The organism is Rosettibacter primus, assembly GCF_036860675.1.
GTDB classification, from domain to species: domain Bacteria; phylum Bacteroidota; class Ignavibacteria; order Ignavibacteriales; family Melioribacteraceae; genus Rosettibacter; species Rosettibacter primus.
On record NZ_JAYKGK010000012.1, the window covers coordinates 43,375 to 61,190 of the forward strand.

16 protein-coding genes are annotated in these 17,816 nt (G+C 31.0%); 6 read left to right on the plus strand and 10 right to left on the minus strand.

The window, feature by feature from the left end:
* The first annotated feature begins 16 nt into the window (after nucleotides 1–16).
* From VJY32_RS12785 to VJY32_RS12810, 6 genes are read left to right on the plus strand one after another with little or no spacing between them, the layout of a single operon-like run.
* Nucleotides 17–1,591 (plus strand): WD40/YVTN/BNR-like repeat-containing protein, encoded by a 1,575-nt coding sequence (locus tag VJY32_RS12785; protein ID WP_353678314.1) that lies wholly within the window; start codon nucleotides 17–19, stop codon nucleotides 1,589–1,591.
* A 17-nt stretch (nucleotides 1,592–1,608) separates the two neighbouring features.
* Nucleotides 1,609–2,598, plus strand: coding sequence for a PorV/PorQ family protein (locus tag VJY32_RS12790; protein ID WP_353678315.1), 990 nt, complete (start codon nucleotides 1,609–1,611; stop codon nucleotides 2,596–2,598).
* A 5-nt stretch (nucleotides 2,599–2,603) separates the two neighbouring features.
* Nucleotides 2,604–3,500, plus strand: a complete 897-nt coding sequence (locus tag VJY32_RS12795; RefSeq protein WP_353678316.1) for a PorV/PorQ family protein — start codon at nucleotides 2,604–2,606, stop codon at nucleotides 3,498–3,500.
* Between the two features lie 2 nt (nucleotides 3,501–3,502).
* A complete protein-coding gene (locus VJY32_RS12800) occupies nucleotides 3,503–4,462 on the plus strand; it encodes a GNAT family N-acetyltransferase (RefSeq protein WP_353678317.1) in 960 nt (319 codons plus the stop codon).
* An 8-nt stretch (nucleotides 4,463–4,470) separates the two neighbouring features.
* Nucleotides 4,471–5,589: a glycosyltransferase family 4 protein gene (locus tag VJY32_RS12805; RefSeq protein ID WP_353678318.1), complete on the plus strand. Its 1,119-nt coding sequence runs from the start codon at nucleotides 4,471–4,473 to the stop codon at nucleotides 5,587–5,589.
* Nucleotides 5,589–6,608, plus strand: coding sequence for a glycosyltransferase family 9 protein (locus VJY32_RS12810; protein WP_353678319.1), 1,020 nt, complete (start codon nucleotides 5,589–5,591; stop codon nucleotides 6,606–6,608). The genes VJY32_RS12805 and VJY32_RS12810 overlap by 1 nt, the downstream gene beginning before the upstream one ends.
* 254 nt (nucleotides 6,609–6,862) lie before the next feature.
* Here the strand turns inward: VJY32_RS12810 and VJY32_RS12815 are convergent, their stop codons facing one another.
* The 10 genes from VJY32_RS12815 to VJY32_RS12860 all read right to left on the minus strand — a co-directional run bounded on the left by VJY32_RS12815 (nucleotide 6,863) and on the right by VJY32_RS12860 (nucleotide 17,816).
* Complete coding sequence (locus tag VJY32_RS12815) at nucleotides 6,863–7,528, minus strand: rhodanese-like domain-containing protein (protein ID WP_353678320.1); 666 nt, start codon at nucleotides 7,526–7,528, stop codon at nucleotides 6,863–6,865.
* Entirely contained in the window at nucleotides 7,525–8,127 is a 603-nt protein-coding gene (locus VJY32_RS12820; protein ID WP_353678321.1) for a YeeE/YedE thiosulfate transporter family protein, read from the minus strand. The genes VJY32_RS12815 and VJY32_RS12820 overlap by 4 nt, the downstream gene beginning before the upstream one ends.
* Nucleotides 8,124–8,696 carry a YeeE/YedE thiosulfate transporter family protein gene (locus VJY32_RS12825; protein ID WP_353678322.1) on the minus strand — a complete coding sequence of 191 codons (573 nt, stop codon included), beginning with the start codon at nucleotides 8,694–8,696 and terminating at the stop codon, nucleotides 8,124–8,126. Before VJY32_RS12825 ends, VJY32_RS12820 begins: the two co-directional genes overlap by 4 nt.
* Before the next feature lie 27 nt (nucleotides 8,697–8,723).
* Entirely contained in the window at nucleotides 8,724–9,671 is a 948-nt protein-coding gene (gene nrfD / locus VJY32_RS12830; protein ID WP_353678323.1) for an NrfD/PsrC family molybdoenzyme membrane anchor subunit, read from the minus strand.
* Between the two features lie 372 nt (nucleotides 9,672–10,043).
* On the minus strand, nucleotides 10,044–10,583 hold the full coding sequence (locus VJY32_RS12835; RefSeq protein ID WP_353678324.1) for a 4Fe-4S dicluster domain-containing protein: 540 nt from the start codon (nucleotides 10,581–10,583) through the stop codon (nucleotides 10,044–10,046).
* A 1-nt stretch (nucleotide 10,584) separates the two neighbouring features.
* Nucleotides 10,585–12,783, minus strand: coding sequence for a molybdopterin-containing oxidoreductase family protein (locus VJY32_RS12840; protein WP_353678325.1), 2,199 nt, complete (start codon nucleotides 12,781–12,783; stop codon nucleotides 10,585–10,587).
* Between the two features lie 2 nt (nucleotides 12,784–12,785).
* Nucleotides 12,786–13,226 (minus strand): MerR family transcriptional regulator, encoded by a 441-nt coding sequence (locus VJY32_RS12845; protein WP_353678326.1) that lies wholly within the window; start codon nucleotides 13,224–13,226, stop codon nucleotides 12,786–12,788.
* Nucleotides 13,227–13,424: 198 nt separating this feature from the next.
* On the minus strand, nucleotides 13,425–14,606 hold the full coding sequence (locus VJY32_RS12850) for an ATP-binding protein (RefSeq protein WP_353678327.1): 1,182 nt from the start codon (nucleotides 14,604–14,606) through the stop codon (nucleotides 13,425–13,427).
* A gap of 65 nt (nucleotides 14,607–14,671) precedes the next feature.
* Complete coding sequence (locus VJY32_RS12855) at nucleotides 14,672–17,434, minus strand: multiheme c-type cytochrome (RefSeq protein WP_353678328.1); 2,763 nt, start codon at nucleotides 17,432–17,434, stop codon at nucleotides 14,672–14,674.
* Nucleotides 17,427–17,816, minus strand: coding sequence for a QcrA and Rieske domain-containing protein (locus VJY32_RS12860; protein WP_353678329.1), 390 nt, complete (start codon nucleotides 17,814–17,816; stop codon nucleotides 17,427–17,429). Before VJY32_RS12860 ends, VJY32_RS12855 begins: the two co-directional genes overlap by 8 nt.

The following is a 17,816-nucleotide window of genomic DNA, read 5'->3' on the forward strand; positions in this document are numbered from 1 at the left end:
TGCTTAAGAGAATTAAATGAAAAAGTTATTTCTTGTTTTTGTTTCAATACTTTTTGCTATAAATATTTACTCGCAAAAACTGCCTAAAAGTTTTTCTATTGAAAACTCGGAAGTAATTGATAATTTACCAGCAAGTAATTCAATCGAAAAAATTTTATTTGTTGAAGATACAATATGGCTTGCAACGTCAAAGGGTTTAAGCAAATCAACTGATTACGGAAATTCGTGGATTAATTTTTATCGACATAAAGATTTTGGGGAAGATGGAATTTCTGCAATTGGTTATCATAATGGAGTAATCTGGGCTGCTACGTGGAAAATGGAAGAAATAGCCGGCTCGAATGTTCCTACAGGAACAGGACTTCATTACTCAACTGATTTTGGTAATACCTGGAATAACATCAAACAACCTGTTGATGAACCCGGTGATTCAATAATTACTTATGGAATAAATAAAATTCGTGCTTTACCTGTAACTGTCCCACAACAAAATTTTGTATACGACATAGCTTTCACTAAAAACACAATCTGGATTGTGTGCTTTGCCGGTGGATTAAGAAAATCAACCGATATGGGAAAAACATGGCAAAGAGTTGTTCTTCCTCCAGATAATCTTGATTCAATCAAGCCCACCGATACATTAAAATTTTCTTTGCAGCCTGTAGCAGGTAAATTCGGAAAAGAATCCTATTTGAATCATCGAGCTTTTTCTTTGCTTGCTGTAGACGATTCAACAATTTATGTCGGCACAGCTGGAGGAATTAATAAAAGTACAGATGGTGGAGTAAGCTGGATAAAATTTAATCACACAAATCAATCAAATCCCATAAGCGGAAATTTTATTTTATCGCTTCAACACAATAAATATGATAACTCAATATGGGCAGCAACATGGAAAGCAGAAGGCACTGATGAATATTATGCTCTCAGCGTTACTTATGATGGTGGAAATTCATGGCAGACATTTTTAACTGATGAAAAAATTCTTGACATTGATTTTAAATATTACGGCAACAACAATTTTACTCATTCAGATATTTTTGCAGCTACCGAAAATGGGCTCTTTCGTTCAAACAATAATGGTAAAACATGGTTCTCAGTTCAAGAAATTGTTGATAGCAAAACAAAAATTCCTATTAACATTAAAAAGCAAAGATTCAGAGCTGTAAAAGTTAAACAAAGAGAAGAATCAACAGACATATGGATTGGAACACTCGATGGCTTAGCAAAATTTATTGATACCAACAACAACTGGAATGGAGAATGGAAAGTTTTTCTGTCATCAAAAAAATTAAATAACTCAAACGAGTCTTATGCTTTTCCAAATCCATTTTCCCCCGATGATGAAGTAGTAAGAATCAAATATAAAATTGAAAAAGGCTCAAGTGTAACAATAAGAATATTTGATTTTGGAATGAATCTGGTAAGAACAATAATTCAAAATGCAATTAGAAATTCTGAAGGTGAGCAAATTGAATTCTGGGACGGAAAAGATGAAAGTGGAAGAATAGTTCCCAATGGAGTTTATTTCTATCGAATTGATATTGATTCCAATGAACCTTTATTTGGTAAAATTATTGTATTAATGTAAAACAAAGTGCAGAGAATATGTTGAAAAAATTATTATTTATATTATTCATCATAACATCGGTTATAAAACCACAAACACAATACTCACCCATTAACAGCATGCCTGGCTCATTCAGCAGAATGGGATTTGGTGCAAGAGGAATGGGAATGGGAAACGCACTTTCGGCAGTTAAAGATGGGAATCTGGTCTCTTATTATAATCCTGCTCTTTCTGCTTTTCAGGCAGAGAATGTATTTCAAACTTCTTATTCATTTTTACCATTAGATCGAACTCTAAGTTTTATCAACTTTACAAGAAAATTTGAATTCAAAAAGGAATCCGAATCAAAACAAGTTAAATCTGTTGCTGGAATAAGCTCAGGTTTTATATTGGCTGGAGTTTCAAACATTGATTTGCGTGACAATGAAGGTGAAATCTTTGATAATATATCAACTATGGAAACACAATTTTTTATTTCACTCTCAAATCGCTTTTCAGATAAATTAGCTTTAGGCATTGCATTCAAATTTTATTACTACAAACTTTACAACAATATTACTTCAACAGCACTGGGAATGGATGCAGGCGCTTTGTATTCTTTCAACGATAATCTTTCTTTATCACTTGTAATTTCCGATTTGAACAGTGCTTATAAATGGGATACAGGAAATATATATGGACAAAATGGAAATACAACAGTAAATAAATTTCCTTTGCTGAAAAAAGTTGGCATCGCATATAAATTTACAAATCCAAAATTAATAGCTGCAATAGAACTTGAAAGCAGCAACGCTAATACAAATTATTTAAGAAGTGGACTTGAATATAATATCTATCAAGATTTTTTTATTCGAAGTGGAATTGACAGATTTAATTTATCCAATACTGAAACTCCTGTTCGCCCTTCATTTGGTTTTTCATATTTTTATAAAATGAAAACTATCAAATTTGGCATTGACTATGCATTTGTAATTGAACCTTATTCTTCAAATGACCAGCATATAATTGGAATTAACATTAACTTTTAATTGCTATGAAAAAAATAATTTTTATAATAATTCTAAGCTCATTAATCATAAATGCTCAAGATATAAAAACAGGTTTATCATTCCTAAAACTTGGAGCAGGCGCAAGAAATATTTCTATGGGTGATTTTGGTTCTCTTACTTCGGGTGATTTGAATAACGGAATTTATAATCCATCTGTTATTGCAATAAATCCAAAAACACAATTATCTTTTTCTCATAATACTTATTTCAACGATTTGAGTTCTGAATTTTTTTCAGGAAGTTTTTCATTTCTAAATATTCCATTTATGATTGGAATTAATACTACAACAATTTCTGATATTGAAGTAAGAACAAAGCCGGGTGAAGCTGAATCAAAATTTAATGCTCATTATTTCTATGGAAATCTCTCAGCAGCTTATGAATTATACGAAAATTTATTTGCCGGCGCTTCAATAAAATATATTTATGAAAATCTTTTTTCTGATGATGCTACCGGCTATGCTTTTGATTTTGGCATCAGTTATAAAAATTTATTTAAGAATCTAACATTAGGTGCTTCATTAAGAAATGTTGGTTCAATGAAACAACTTCGAACAGAACCAACTAAGTTACCAAAAGATTTTAGAGCAGGTTTAACTTATAATTTTGATTTGCCGGATTATAAACTAAATTTTAGTGCTACCGCTGGTTTTCAAAATTATATAGACGACAAAATTTCTCATCTTCATTTTGGAATTGAAATTTTTTATTTCAATATGTTTGCATTAAGAAGCGGGTACATTTCCGGTTACGATTCAAAAAATGTTACGGCTGGTTTTGGAATTATTTTTCGTGGAATTAATTTAGATTATGCTTATGTACCATACAAATATTCGCTTGGTGATTCGCATATTATTTCATTCACATATACATTTAATTAAAAATGGAAATTATCAGATATACTGAGGAGTGGAAAGAAAAGTGGGACCAATTTGTTCTCGAATCAAACAACGGAACAATGTTCCATCTTCAAAAATTTCTCGATTATCATACTCCAGGCAAATTTAAATTTGACCATCTAATTTTTCTCGAGAAAGGAAATATTGTTGCAGTCTTACCAGGTTCAATCAACAATGGAATGTTTGAATCCCCGATTGGTGCAAGTTACGGTTCAATAGTAACTAAAGATATCACGTTTGCAAAGGCAATGGAAATTGTATCAACTCTTCTTGATTATGGAAGAAAAAATGGCATTAAAGAGTTTATGCTTACTGCTGCCCCATTAATTTATGAAAGATATCCAAATCAAAGTCTTGATTTTGCAATGCTATGGCAAGGTTTTCAATATAAATTACATTACATCTCGAGTGCAATTAAACTTGATAAAGACAGAGATATTCTTGAAAGATTTTCTCCTACTATCAGAAGAAATATTCGTAAAACATTCAGAGATTTTCAACTTCGAGTTGAAGTGAATGAAAGATATGACGAATTCTACCCAATTCTCTTAAAAAATAAAGCACGTCATAATGTAAAACCAACGCACACTTATGAAGATTTGCTGAGACTGAAAGAATTGCTTCCTGATAGATTGAAATTATTTATGGTTTATTACAAAGATACTCCTATTGCAGGTTCATTAATGTTTTATCCAAATCAATATGTTGCGCTTTGTTTTTATAACATGCTGCTTTATGAATATGCCGAGTATAAACCTATTCAACGTGTAATGTATGAAGTTGTAAAAGATTCTACAGAGAGAGGATTTCGTTATGTTGATATTGGAGTATCGCAGGATACAAAAGCTGAAAATCCTATGACTCCAAGTATGAGCTTAATCGAGTTCAAAGAAAAATTTGATGCAAAAACAATAATGAGAAATACTCTTTATATTAAATTGTAATTCCTTCAATGTATACAAAAAGAATTTGCATAGCTTTCCTGGGAAATGCTTTTAATGATTCAAGAATAATAAATCTTACCAATTCACTAAAAGAAGATGGCTGCAAAGTATCTGTTATTTCTTTCGATTGGTTTATCAAAAAAGAAAATATTTTTAAGGATGATATAAAAGTTTTTAGATTGCACAAAGGGAAATTTTCCCTTTTCTTTTATCTGCACTTCGCTTTTATTTTATCAATCGAACTTATAAAAAACAAAGCAGATATTTTTTTTGCAGAAGATTTTTATACATTACCATTTGTTACTACAATTGGAAAATTTAAGAAAGCAAAGATTTACTACAACAGCCGCGAACTCTATGCGTTTATTGGTGGATTAAGAAATCGACCGATTCTGCAATCAATTATCAGACTAATTGAAAAATTCTTTATTAAAAAGGTTGACCTAATTTTAACTACTGGCGAAATGGATTCTAAATTTCTTGAGAATTATTATAAAATTAAAAACACACTAGTCATAAGAAATATTCCTTTATATCAAGAGCCGACACAAATAATTGATTTTAGAAATAAATATAATATCCCGAAAAATTCTTTAATACTTCTTTATCAAGGTGTATTAATTGAAGGACGTGGAATTCCATTAATTATAAAATCACTTCGAGAATTAACAGATACTTATTTTATAATACTCGGAGAAGGTGAACAAAAAAATAATTTTCAAAAGCTTGCTAATGAATTAAATGTAAGTGATAGAGTAATATTTGCTGGAGTTTATGAACAATCAGAATTAATTAATTACACAGCAGGAGCTGATATAGGATTAGCTTTGATTGAAAATATAAGCATCAGTTATTATCATGCTTTGCCAAATAAACTTTTTGAATACATAATGGCAGGATTACCTGTTATAGTAAGTAACTTGCCACAAATGAAAAAAATTGTTGAGCAATATAAAGTTGGGGAAGTAATCGATATAGAGAAAGGCAAAACAATTGTCCCAGTTATAAAAAGATGGCAAAACAATTTAGAATTACTCAATGAATATAAAAATAATTGCAAAACTGCTGCAAAGGCATTAAACTGGCAGGAAGAATATAAACGCGTAAAAAACAAACTGCTCAATTAATGAAAACAAAACAAAAAAGAATTTTGATAGTAAGGCCTGATAGAATTGGAGATGTAGTTTTATCTACACCAATTCCTCGAGAAATAAAAAGAACTTTTCCTGATAGTTTTGTTGCCATTATGCTAAAAAAATACACAAGCGATATTTATCTTAATAATCCTTACATCGATAAAATAATTTTAATTGATAATAGAGATGATGGTTCTATCGAAGGTTTCTGGAGAAAAGTAAATGAAATAAAAAGCTACAAATTCACACATGCTCTAATGCTTCTTCCAAATGAAAGAATAAATTACATTTTGTTTTTTGCTGGCATTCCCTATCGAGTAGGAGTGGGACATAAGCTTTATCAATTTTTAACATTTACTCATTATGTTAACAGAAATAAATATAATCCTCTCAGGCACGAAGCTGATTATTGTATGGACTTAGCAAGAAAAATTGGTGTTACTACAAACAATCTTGTACCAGAAATTTTTTTAACAAATGAAGAAAAAGAAAAAGCAGTTTATTTAAGAAAAAATTTTCTTGACGGTAAAAAATTTTTAATAGGAATTCATTCAACAAGCGGAAATTCTGCTCCAAACTGGACAGCTGGAAGTTACAAAGAATTAGTAATGAAATTAATTGAAAGAAATAATGTTCGAGTTGCAATAACAGACAATAATCCACCTTCAGAATTATTAAATATCGATGATGTAATTTATCCAAATATTGATAAATCATTAAGAGAATCAATAATTAATTTTTCCACATTAGATTTACTTTTATCGGCAAGCACTGGTCCAATGCATATTTGTGCAGCATTGAAAGTGAAAACTATTTCATTGTTTTGTCCATTAACTGCTTGTTCGCCAAAACTTTGGGGTCCACTGGGCAATCAAAGTAAAATCATAATGCCTGAAAAAGAATATTGCAATGAGATTTGTCCAGGAAATCCCAAAATCTGTACTTTTGAAGGAAAAAATGGGATTGATGTAGAGACAGTTTTTAGTAGCATAATAAATTCAATCAGTTAAAATAAATTTGAGCCGCTGGTAAAAATTACTATATTTTATTTTCATTCATTGTCATTCTGAGGAGTTCCGCCGAAAGGAGGACAACAAAGAATCTAAAATTATTTTTCATTTCAAAGAGATTCTTCAATTTTGACTTTATCACAATTAATCATTATAAAGAACTCTCCCTAACTCCCTCTCTTAAAAAGAGAGGGAGTTTTTATCAATTTTATTCCCCCTTCTCTTCTTAAAAGAAGGTCAACAAAAGATAAATACTAACAACCTTCACGTTTTTTCTTTGTAGCAGATTTCAAATTTCCTGCAGGTGGAGCTGATATCTTAGGAATTGATGGAGCTTGAACATTTTGTATGATACTTGAAGCAGTAGTCCCCGAAATAATTTGAGGCATTCCACCAAAGTAAAAACTTATTTGCTTTACTTTTTCAAATTCAGATTTTTCTTCAGGTGTAGCATTATCAGCAATTTTCGGATAAAGAATTTCATTCTTCCACGCATTCATTCCCCCTTTAAGTATGTAAACTGATTTATAATTTGCGCTCTTTAATATGAACCATGCCTGTGCAGAAGTAATATCATCATCTCCATATAAAATAATTTTTTCATTTCTCATTAAATCTGAATCAAGAAGATTTTCAATTTCGATATTAACTGAATTAGGTATGGTATACTCGTTATACGATTTTTCATCTCTTAAATCCACAAGAACAAAATCCTCTTTTCCTTTTATTATCCAATCAGCCAATTCTATTACAGAAATTTTATCTTCATTTTTAATTGTTGATAATGCTAACTCTTTTGCATTAACTGTAATTTTATTTTTATTATTCGGATTGCCAATAATGAAAGCCAAAATTCCTAAAATTGCTGCGAGTAGAGCTAATTTTTTATTTGTATTCAATTTAATGACAGGGCAGTTCATTCTTTTTCTCTCCCTAATTTTTTAGTCATTACTTTTTCACTCCATTCTGCTGCTGCAAAAGCACCAAGTGCCATTATCACAACTAAGAAAACAATCATGCCATGGGATAAACCTAAAAACTCTTGTAATGTTATTTTTCCCATTGGAGTTGAATTATAAAATTCTTCTATTAACGGAAATACTTCACCAAAAACAAAAATTCCAAAGAACATTCCAAGTAAATAGACCATGCCGTCATATCTACCAGTTGCTGCAGAAACAACCGAGGTTCCTGGACAGTAACCGCCAATAACAAAACCAATTCCAAGAAGTAAGCCACCAATAATTTGTGGAAGTACATAAGTATCAGTCAAATAAACCAAAGACAAATCGAGCCATCCAATCCATGTTAAATAAAAAAGTCCAAGCATAGCAGTAATAATTGCAGTAAACATAACTTTAAGAACTCGCATATTGTAGAAATAAAATTGAGCTGCAAGAATTCTTGCGTTTCCGAATCCGCCTCTTTCTAATGAAAAACCGAATCCGATTCCAATAATGAATGCAATGACTAGACTAAAGTCGAAGCTGAAGTAGTCGAATTTATAATACGGCATCATAACCATTGCCTCCTTAAAAAGTATGCAGCTAAATAACCACCAGCAAAAACAGCAAACATGAAAGCCCAGCTCCCAAGATTTAGCAAAGCTCCTCCTGTTAAAGCTTGCCCACTTGTACATCCTCTTGCAAGTTTAGCACCAAATCCCATAATTGCTCCTCCAACAAAAGCATAAATTAATCTAAGCCTATTAGAAACATTAGGACCTTTTTCAATAGTCCGTTTAACTCTGTGAGCTAATGTTCCAGATAAAAATCCACCAATAGCTACTCCAATAACTTCAAATATTAGCCAATCTTTCAATGGATTGGTGGTGCCATCAGTCAAATATTCTTTATAAAAATTATTTTTTGATGCGTGTTCAGGTGCAATTTTTGAAACTGTAACAGCCACAACGGTTGAAGCTGCACCAGAAGCTCCTAAACCTCGTCCCATAATTGCAAATGCTGCTAAAAGAACAAGTCCTAATCCAAAACCTACAAGATATGGATTTGAATAAGGTTTTGGTTCAAATACTTTTTCTTCAATTGCTTTTTCTTTTTTTGAAAAAATTCCAGTTAATGTTGTCATTTTGTTTCTCCAGAGATTAATTACCATCTATTTAAAATGAGCATTTAAATAATGACTATATTGACCTGCATAAACAATTATAAATCTTAGAATCAACCCACCAAGAATAACCATTATAGGTGCAATTGGTGTGTGTTTAATTTTATGATTGACTGCGAGCAACTGAATAATTAAAGGAATAACTATTCCCATTCCTATTACAAAAGTCCAGAACTGAGGTGCATACTCACCGCTTATCAAAAGTTTTGCAGCAGAAATATGAACAGCTGACGAAGTAGATAAACCAATTAATAATAGCATAATTACAAAAAGTTCGATTACTAAAAATCCATTATCCGCTTTTGCTAATAATTCTCTTTCATAAACATTTTTTGCAATCATATGAACAAATGCAGCAGCAGTTGATAATCCAGAAACCAAAAATAAAATTGATAAAATTGAGCTGTTCCACAAAGGGCGTGAACCCATTGTACTTAAAAGAACACCGGTATAAATTCCAAGCATACCGCCAAGCAGCATATTTACAACACCAATATTTTGAATCAATTTTTGTCTTTCATTGATAAAAGTAGTTATTTTGTTTAACTGAGAAAATTTTTTAACTAAAAATTCAGGTGGTCCAATTAAAAGATTAGCAATAATTGCTGGATACACTAAAATTAAAATCCATGCACCCCATGACATTGGGGAAGAAATTCTAAAAGTAGTATAAAGTCGCCAAACATATAGTTTATGTTCTAAATCTAAAAATAAAGCGAACATACCGAAGCTAAGTAAAATTAAACTTATCAAAGGTAAAGTATAACAGGCACAACTTGTTTCTTTAAATCTTTTGCTGAATAAAAAATATCCGGAAATAATCATCATCCCGGCAACCAACCCACCAAGGAAAAGATAAACAGGAATTTCCCAACCCCAAACATGAACAAAGGGGTCAATTTGTGGATTGTGCCGCGTTGTTGTTATGTCTTGCATTTTCACCTCTTTAAAATTTTTAGAACATTATTGAAATAAGTAATACAAATTTTATCATCTTAATAAAATCTGAAGTAATCATAGATTCTTCTATACACAATTTATCTTTCAAAGATTCTTCTCCGTCTGTGATGAGTAAGTATGAGTATATGATTCTTTTATTTATGTCATTCTGAGGAATCTCGCCGATAGTGTAATTCTTCTTTTCGCTTCGATCAGAATGACTTTAACATCCTTTTTTGCCTTTAATTTTTACGAGCCAATAAATAAAGAACAGATAAAATTTAATATTAACATATTGATTGAGAATTCATACTATTCAATATTTACTTTAATATTTCATAAAATGATTATGATCTAACTCATGATTAATCATATCAAATAAAAAATTCTTGGTGATGTACCCGCTTCGGGCAAAAGTGTATGATATTTTCTTGAAGCTAGTAATTTGCTTACCTCGCTATTTGGGTCATCAAGGTCGCCAAAATACATACAATGAGTTGGACACACAGAAACACATGCAGGCAGTTCACCTTTTTCTACTCGATGGATGCAGAAAGTACATTTATCTGCATATCCATCAGGATGGACAAATCTTGCGTCGTATGGACAAGCTGCCAAGCAAGCTTTACATCCAATACACATTTCATGATTTACCAAAACTACTTTTCCAACTTCATGAACATGACTTGCACCTGTTGGACAGCACGAAACACATGGAGTATTGTCACAATGATTGCAGCGTTGAGATTGAATCTCTACATGAACATCGGGAAATTTCCCTTCTGTTACCTGAACAATCCAGTCTCTATTATATCCTTCAGGAACATTATTTTCAGTTTTGCAGGCAACTACACAATCCATACATCCAACACATTTTTTAGTATCTATAACCATTCCATATCTTGCCATATTACACCTCCGTCTCAAAAGTTACAAAATTTACATTCATGCCCGTTCCTCCCATAATTGGATCAATTACATATTTTGTAATTAATTGAGAATCACTTGCACCTTTCTGGAAAGCACGTTTTAACAATTTTGAATTATGACCAAATCCATGAACCATGTAAACACAATCAGGTCTAATTCTTTCTGTTGCTTTTACTTTTACTTTGTTGCTGAGAATTCCATCTTGATTTTTCAATCGAATATATTGGCCGGATTTTAATCCCCACTTTTGAGTTACATCGGAATTAATCCACACTTCATTTTCTTCCATCATATCCATTAAGATTGGATTTGACTGTGTACGAGAAAATGAATGAACGGGAGCTCTGCCAAATAATAATCGATAATATCCAGCGGGTGGTTCTTCTGGTCTTTTGTACTTTGGAACGGGATCAAAACCTGCATGCAAAAGTTGAAGTGAATAAAATTCAATTTTACCTGAAGGAGTTGCAAATTCGGGTTCAATCCCATCTTCTATGTATATTGGATTTTTAGGACCGCGAATAATTCCTTCTTTCTTCAACTGCTCCAAACTTAGTCCACCTGCTTTTAATCTATAATCAAGATATTCTTCAATATGATTCCATGGGAAGTAATGACCAAGTCCAAGTTTGTCAGCTAATTTTTTTGCAATCCACCAATTTGGTTTTTGATTTGCAGGAGGTTCAACAACAGGTTGACGAATTCCAACAAAAGGGACCTTGAAAGCTGACATGTGCAGGTCATCATAACGTTCAAGATAAACAGATTCTGGCAAAACAACATCTGCCCAGCCTGCAATTTCACTTGGGATTACATCAATTACAACAAGTAAATCTAAATTCTGGATTGCTTTAATTGTTTCTTCTTCATTAGGCAAAGCATGAATTAGGTTAGTTGCATAAACAAACCAACCTTTTATCGGGTAAGGCTTTTCAGTAATAGTTGCTTCTCGAATTCCAGTTGTAATTTCTTCTGAAGCAAAAGGATATTTATTCTCTGGATTATCTAATTTTTCTTTTGATGGATTTGGATACGGTGGATATGGATAAGGCGGTAATGAATAATTAACAGGAAAGAAAAATCCACCTTTACGACCCCAGTTTCCTAAAAGAGCATTTAATAAAGCAATAGCACGACTTCTTTGAGTATCATCACCATACCAAGTTGCATGTCTTCCAGGATGAACTAAAGTTGCTGGTTTATACATTGCCATCGTTCTTGCGGTCTTACGAATTAATTCTGGTTCAATGCCTGTCTCTGGATAAGCCCATTCAGGTGTGTATTGAGAAATTTCAGCAGCAAATTGTTCGAAACCAAACCCATATTTTTGAACATAATCTTTATCATAAAGATTTTCAGAAACAATTACATTCATCCATGCAAGCAAAAGAGCAATATCAGTTCCTGGTTTAATTGGCAAATAATATTTTGCTTTTGAAGCAGCAACTGAAAAACGTGGGTCAACAACAATAATTGTTGCATCGTTCTGAACTGCAGTAGCAAATTCTTGAACTTGAGTATTATGCATATTTTCGCCAAGATGAGAACCAATCAACACAAGACATTTTGTATTTTCAATATCAGTCCTTTCCGGTGAACCAATAGAATCACCAAAAGTCAATTCAAATCCAACATCGCGTGGGCCGCGACATTGAGCAAAAGATGGAGCTGCAAAATTTACTGCGCCATATGCTCTTAACATGTGTTTAAGAAAATTACCACCGATACCATGAGAAAACGAAGCAACAGATTCTGGCCCATATTTTTCTTTAATTAATAACATCTTTTTAGCAATGTAATCGAGTGCTTCGTCCCATGTCACTTCTTTCCAGCTTTCTTGACCACGTTGTCGAGTTCGTATTAATGGAGAACGTAATCTATCAGGGTCATAATGTGCACCAATTCCACCTGTTCCACGAGGACATAATCTTCCTTTGCTTAATGGGTCATTGGGATGTCCTTCTATTTTCCATAACCTGCCATCTTTCACATAAGCAATTGCACCGCATTTCCAGAAACAGATATCACAATAAGTTGGAATTTTCTGAATTCCTTTAACCTTTTTATCATTAATTTTTTTCGCACCTTTAATAACTGGATTTAAAGCTGATGATACTGCAGCAGCTCCAATTGTGAATCCAGTTAACTTCAAGAATTTCCTTCTTGATATTGCATTCATTCCTACCTCGTAATAGATTTTATTAATTCTTTTATTTCACTGCATTGATTATATTTTTTATAAACATCACAGCTACGGCAATCTTTTTTTTCACATATAGTTTTTGGATGCTCATAATTCCAGCATGGTTCGCTATGACCACTATAAGCTTTACAATTTTTTCTATCTTTTAAAGAGCACTTAACAATCTTCCAGCAAGGAATAAGTGAATACAAAGTTTTAATTCCATTAATACTTATTTTGGCTTCGTTTATAGCTTTGCGAATGCATTCAATCCTTTCAATATCGGATTTTGAATAAAGTCTTTGATTAGATTCTTTTTTGTAAGGAATTATTAATCCTTCTCTTTCATACATTCGTAAAGTATGAACAGAAATATTAAGCAATTTTGCTGCAGTGCTTATTGGAAATATTGGTTCGTCGTTTTCTATTTTATTTATCATTTATTCATCTTAATAAAGTTGATATTTATAAATATCAACTTATTTGCCAGATATAATTATTAATTTTATTTATTAATGCAGTTTTTGAAGAATAAATATTTTCAAATATTAGAAAAGAGAAGAATTGTTTTGTAAGATTGGGAATAAGCGGAGTGAATGTCTAAATAGAGATTTCAGTTACTTAATCGGAGTTTAAATTTATTTTGATATATCGTTCATCATCTTTTGCAAGCTAAAGAAATTTGAAACAAGATATTTTTTCTTAGCTTTAAAACTGTTAAATAACTCTAACTGTTTACCTTTCAATTCGGCTCCATATTTCGCTTCTATAAGAATTTTATCTTCTGTTAGAAAATCTATTTCTATTTTATCTTTATAAACATAAGAAGGATTTTTATGCATAATTTTCAAGAAGATATAATTTTCAAATAAACTTCCTTTATCACGAAATCCTGTAAATACATTTCTTATACCGAGGTCAGAAGCATAAATTTTTTTCGCTGATAATATTCTTTCATTCGTAGTTCCATATCTTGGTAAAAGATATATTAAATAAGTATATTGAAAATAATCCAAGAATCTTTTAACTGTATCAGGAGATATCTTTAATATATTTGCTAGCTTATTAATACTAAATACTTTTCCACATCTTTCCATAAGCAGAAGAAAGAAATCTTTAAGTAAATATGAATCTTTAATATTATACTGTGCAGCAATATCCTTAAGAATTATGTCATCAACAAGTTCCTTTAAATAATCAATGCCTCCTCGAAGAACATATTCTGGTATACCGCCTGTAGAAAGAAAATCTTCAAAATATCTATCGTATAAATGAGCATCTCTTTTATCAATTTTAATATTCTTAAAAAGCAAATATTCTTCAAAATCAAGAGGCAGTATTTCAATAATCTTAGTTCTTCCAGTGATAAAACTTTTTTTACTTTTTAGAATTGATGACTGTGATGATGATGCAAATATTTTAACATTCTGATTATCATAAAGATTTTTTAACTGCTGTTCGAATGCTTCTTTATAAGCAACTTCATCTATAAAAAGAAAAACTTTCTCTGTAAATCTTATTCTATGAATCTTTCTATAATCATCAATTATTTCAATAATTGATTTTTTTGACAACAAATAATCATCAGCACTTATATAAAAAATTTTTCGAGGATTAATGTTTTCTTTTTCCAATAAACTGTTAATCATTAATTTCATTAAAGTAGTTTTGCCAATCCTTCTTAAACCAGTTAAGAAGACAATATCTTTTGTTTTTAACTGTAAACTTAGCTGGTCCATTATATATTGGCGAGGATAAATACCACTTATATTGTATTCTCCTTCCCACCAGGGGTTATATCTGTAATATATCTCTTCCATGACAATCCAAATATACGACAGCATCGTATAAAAAAGCAAGATTTCATACGATAGCATCGTATATTTTACCAATCAGGCAAAATGCATTTCTTAGTTATATTTCTTTTTACTTTATCATAATCCGAAAGAGCATCTTTCATTAATTGGGAATTGGATAGATGGCAGGTTAAACAGGCACCAATTGTTAAAATTCTTTTTTGCTCTTCTATTGTAAATGGTCTGCTGTTTTTTCTGGTAGTTGAATTCTTACTTCTTTCTCCCAAAAATCCAATCCATGCATCCAGTGGCAATCCATCATATTTTGATAATGCATAGTGTGGAGTGAAAATCCATCTACCTTTCTTACCTTCAATCTTGTATTCTAATTTTCCTCTGCCATAACCTAATGCAACAGGATTATTATGACACGATTCGCACGAGCGTGATTCTTTTCTAATAGTATGTGAAAAAGATGGTGCATAAAATCTCTTGAAAATTATTTCATCACTTCTGCTGAATTTATCTTTATCAATTGTTATTATCATACCTGGTATAAAATTGTCAATTATTCTTTCTTTGCTTCCATCTTGATTTTTTATTTCCTTTACTCCAAGCGAAGGATACTCTGCTAAAAAATCTTTTGCATGTTCAATCCATTCGCCTTTCATTTCTTTATTATTCAATAAATCATAACCAACACCATTTCTATTAAATTCAGTATGACACCCAATACACTGCGGCGACCATGCAGTATGACAAGCTGAACAGCTTAAATCTTTGTGAGCTTTTCCATTAATACAAATAGTAAGTGGAGGTTTTATTTTTACTGTGGTATTACTTTGTTTTTTAATTAAATAGGCTTCATTGCCTTCAATGTAAGAATTAATTATCGGCAAGTTCGATTTTTTTGTTATTAAAAATTTTTTATTCTGAACATCATACTTTCTCAACTCTATAATTTTTTTTGATTCATAATCCAATTGGTCAAAAGTTTTTGTATTTGGTTCTCCTGCCAGATGACAATCATTGCACTTTATACTCACCTGCTCTTCTTTGTGTTTGTATAATTTTCCATCTCCCATAATTTCATAAGAAAGATGACAATCAATACACAACATCCCCTTTTCAAAATGAATATCTGGAACTTTTTTAATAAATATTCTTCCATCATTTAGCATTCGATAATTCTTATCTTCCGGCAAATTACTTAATTGAGTTTCATGCCAGCCTTCATAATTTGTTGAAATTCTTCCCGAACGAGAATGACAACCAAAACAATAATCATTAGAACTGGGCAATTTTATATCAGGATGAAATTCAACATTCCCAAAGTCGCTATTTAATAATACTTGCTTAATTTTATTTTGCTCATCTTGTAATTTTGTAATCTTGTAATTATGTAAATATTCTAAAGCATCATCAGAATAATTTAAGTGACATGCATTACAACCACCGCCTCTTGATGATTGATTAATTGGCCCTAACTCTTTCTTTTCATTTGAAAGATGACATGAAGCACATAAATTTTTTAAATGAGTTTCAGATGGTGAATTTCCTACTTCATCTATTCTATATAATTGGTCAAGAGAATTACTTTCATCAAAAACAAATTTATTTACATTTACTATTCCACTCATAGAATTCATTAATGAATTTTCAACTCTTTCAACTATTGCAGAATGACATTCAGACAAGCCGCAGCTCTTCTTTGCTGAAGATAAATTACCTGGTATTAAAATCATATTACTGTGAGCTGAATTTTTATTTAAAGTGAAAGGATTTCCAGAGTGGCAAGAAACACAACCTATGGAATTCGGATTGTGTGAGACTGATAACCCGATTGTATTGTTATGACAACTCAAACAGCCTTCATATCTTCCCATTACTAGATTTATTTTTACATCATTACTTGTTGTGAAAAAATTTTTAAAGTCACTTATAGTATCATTAAAAGTATTTTCATAAACATTAATTTCCCAGGGAAGCATGAACTTCCAATTTTCACCTCTGAAATAAAATCCAATTATTGTTAACAAAGAATAAAAAAGAAACAATATGAATAAAAATGTCTTTGCTAATCTTGATTTTTCTTTATTTAAAAAAGGAAGCAAGTAAATAATTACTAACAGAATCAAAATAAAAATTAAAAATATTGATGGATAACTTAGCCAATGAAAAATTTCCTGTATACCAACTAAATACCAGGGACCTTTTACAATTAGATTAGATTTATCATGAAGTGATGGCGGCAGTAAAAGAGAAAATATTATTAATGGAATAATTAAAATTGATAATGCTCTTGATTGAGGGAAATTGGTTTTAGCATGTTCAATAATAAACAAAAGAAGAAATACAGTAGCAGTTGCTATATGATGAACATAAATTAACTGAAGATTTTCTACGGTGCCAAGGAAAAAATATGCAAGTGAATCACCTATTATTGGAATTTTATTAAATAAACTTGAAAATATGCTGTGTGCTAATTGACTTTCAGAATCACCTTTTAATATAAAACCGCTTAGCATTATATAAATTGTTATCAAAATTGTAATAGTTAATCTTAACCAAACATTAGCTTTAACATTCTTTTCAGTTGATAATCTCAGGTGGTCCCAAAAATGAAGAACAGTAAAAATTAAGAAAAACTGAGCACTCCAATAATGAAGGCTTCTAATCAGTTTGGCATTTTCATTTACCAGCAGCAATTTTGATATTGACTCAAGAGGTTTTGATACATCATACGGAATTGCTAAAAATATTCCGGATACTACACTAATTAAAAACGATGCAAATGCAATATGCCCAAATGTTACACCAAATATTCTTATATACTGTTTTTCTTTATTCATACACGAAATATTGTTGAGAGGAATTATCAAGTTGAATATTTAACTTTTTTAAATCGCTATTGGCAGGTCCTTCTAAAACTTTTCCATAAAAAGAATATTTTGAACCGTGGCATTTACATATTAACTGATTTAATTCGACTTTATCAATCTTACAGCCAAGATGTGTACACTTTGCCGATAAAACAATAATATCATTTCTGTTTTTATGAACAATTATATCATTAAAAAAATTTATACCTTCATTTAAATCTTTTGGTAAAAATATTTTTCTACCTGAGGATAATTTTCTTACCTTCTCATTTGAGAAATATGCTATTACAAATAAAGGCAGCAATAAAATTTTATATAAGTATTTTAGAAATCTTTTTCTGGTTATTTTCAC

Bases quoted from the DNA above. Each gene is read 5' to 3' on its own strand.
- VJY32_RS12785 (WP_353678314.1), top strand. From the start codon at position 17: ATGAAAAAGTTATTTCTTGTTTTTGTTTCAATACTTTTTGCTATAAAT.
- VJY32_RS12790 (WP_353678315.1), top strand. From the start codon at position 1,609: ATGTTGAAAAAATTATTATTTATATTATTCATCATAACATCGGTTATA.
- VJY32_RS12795 (WP_353678316.1), top strand. From the start codon at position 2,604: ATGAAAAAAATAATTTTTATAATAATTCTAAGCTCATTAATCATAAAT.
- VJY32_RS12800 (WP_353678317.1), top strand. From the start codon at position 3,503: ATGGAAATTATCAGATATACTGAGGAGTGGAAAGAAAAGTGGGACCAA.
- VJY32_RS12805 (WP_353678318.1), top strand. From the start codon at position 4,471: ATGTATACAAAAAGAATTTGCATAGCTTTCCTGGGAAATGCTTTTAAT.
- VJY32_RS12810 (WP_353678319.1), top strand. From the start codon at position 5,589: ATGAAAACAAAACAAAAAAGAATTTTGATAGTAAGGCCTGATAGAATT.
- VJY32_RS12815 (WP_353678320.1), bottom strand. From the start codon at position 7,528: ATGAACTGCCCTGTCATTAAATTGAATACAAATAAAAAATTAGCTCTA.
- VJY32_RS12820 (WP_353678321.1), bottom strand. From the start codon at position 8,127: ATGATGCCGTATTATAAATTCGACTACTTCAGCTTCGACTTTAGTCTA.
- VJY32_RS12825 (WP_353678322.1), bottom strand. From the start codon at position 8,696: ATGACAACATTAACTGGAATTTTTTCAAAAAAAGAAAAAGCAATTGAA.
- nrfD (WP_353678323.1), bottom strand. From the start codon at position 9,671: ATGCAAGACATAACAACAACGCGGCACAATCCACAAATTGACCCCTTT.
- VJY32_RS12835 (WP_353678324.1), bottom strand. From the start codon at position 10,583: ATGGCAAGATATGGAATGGTTATAGATACTAAAAAATGTGTTGGATGT.
- VJY32_RS12840 (WP_353678325.1), bottom strand. From the start codon at position 12,783: ATGAATGCAATATCAAGAAGGAAATTCTTGAAGTTAACTGGATTCACA.
- VJY32_RS12845 (WP_353678326.1), bottom strand. From the start codon at position 13,226: ATGATAAATAAAATAGAAAACGACGAACCAATATTTCCAATAAGCACT.
- VJY32_RS12850 (WP_353678327.1), bottom strand. From the start codon at position 14,606: ATGGAAGAGATATATTACAGATATAACCCCTGGTGGGAAGGAGAATAC.
- VJY32_RS12855 (WP_353678328.1), bottom strand. From the start codon at position 17,434: ATGAATAAAGAAAAACAGTATATAAGAATATTTGGTGTAACATTTGGG.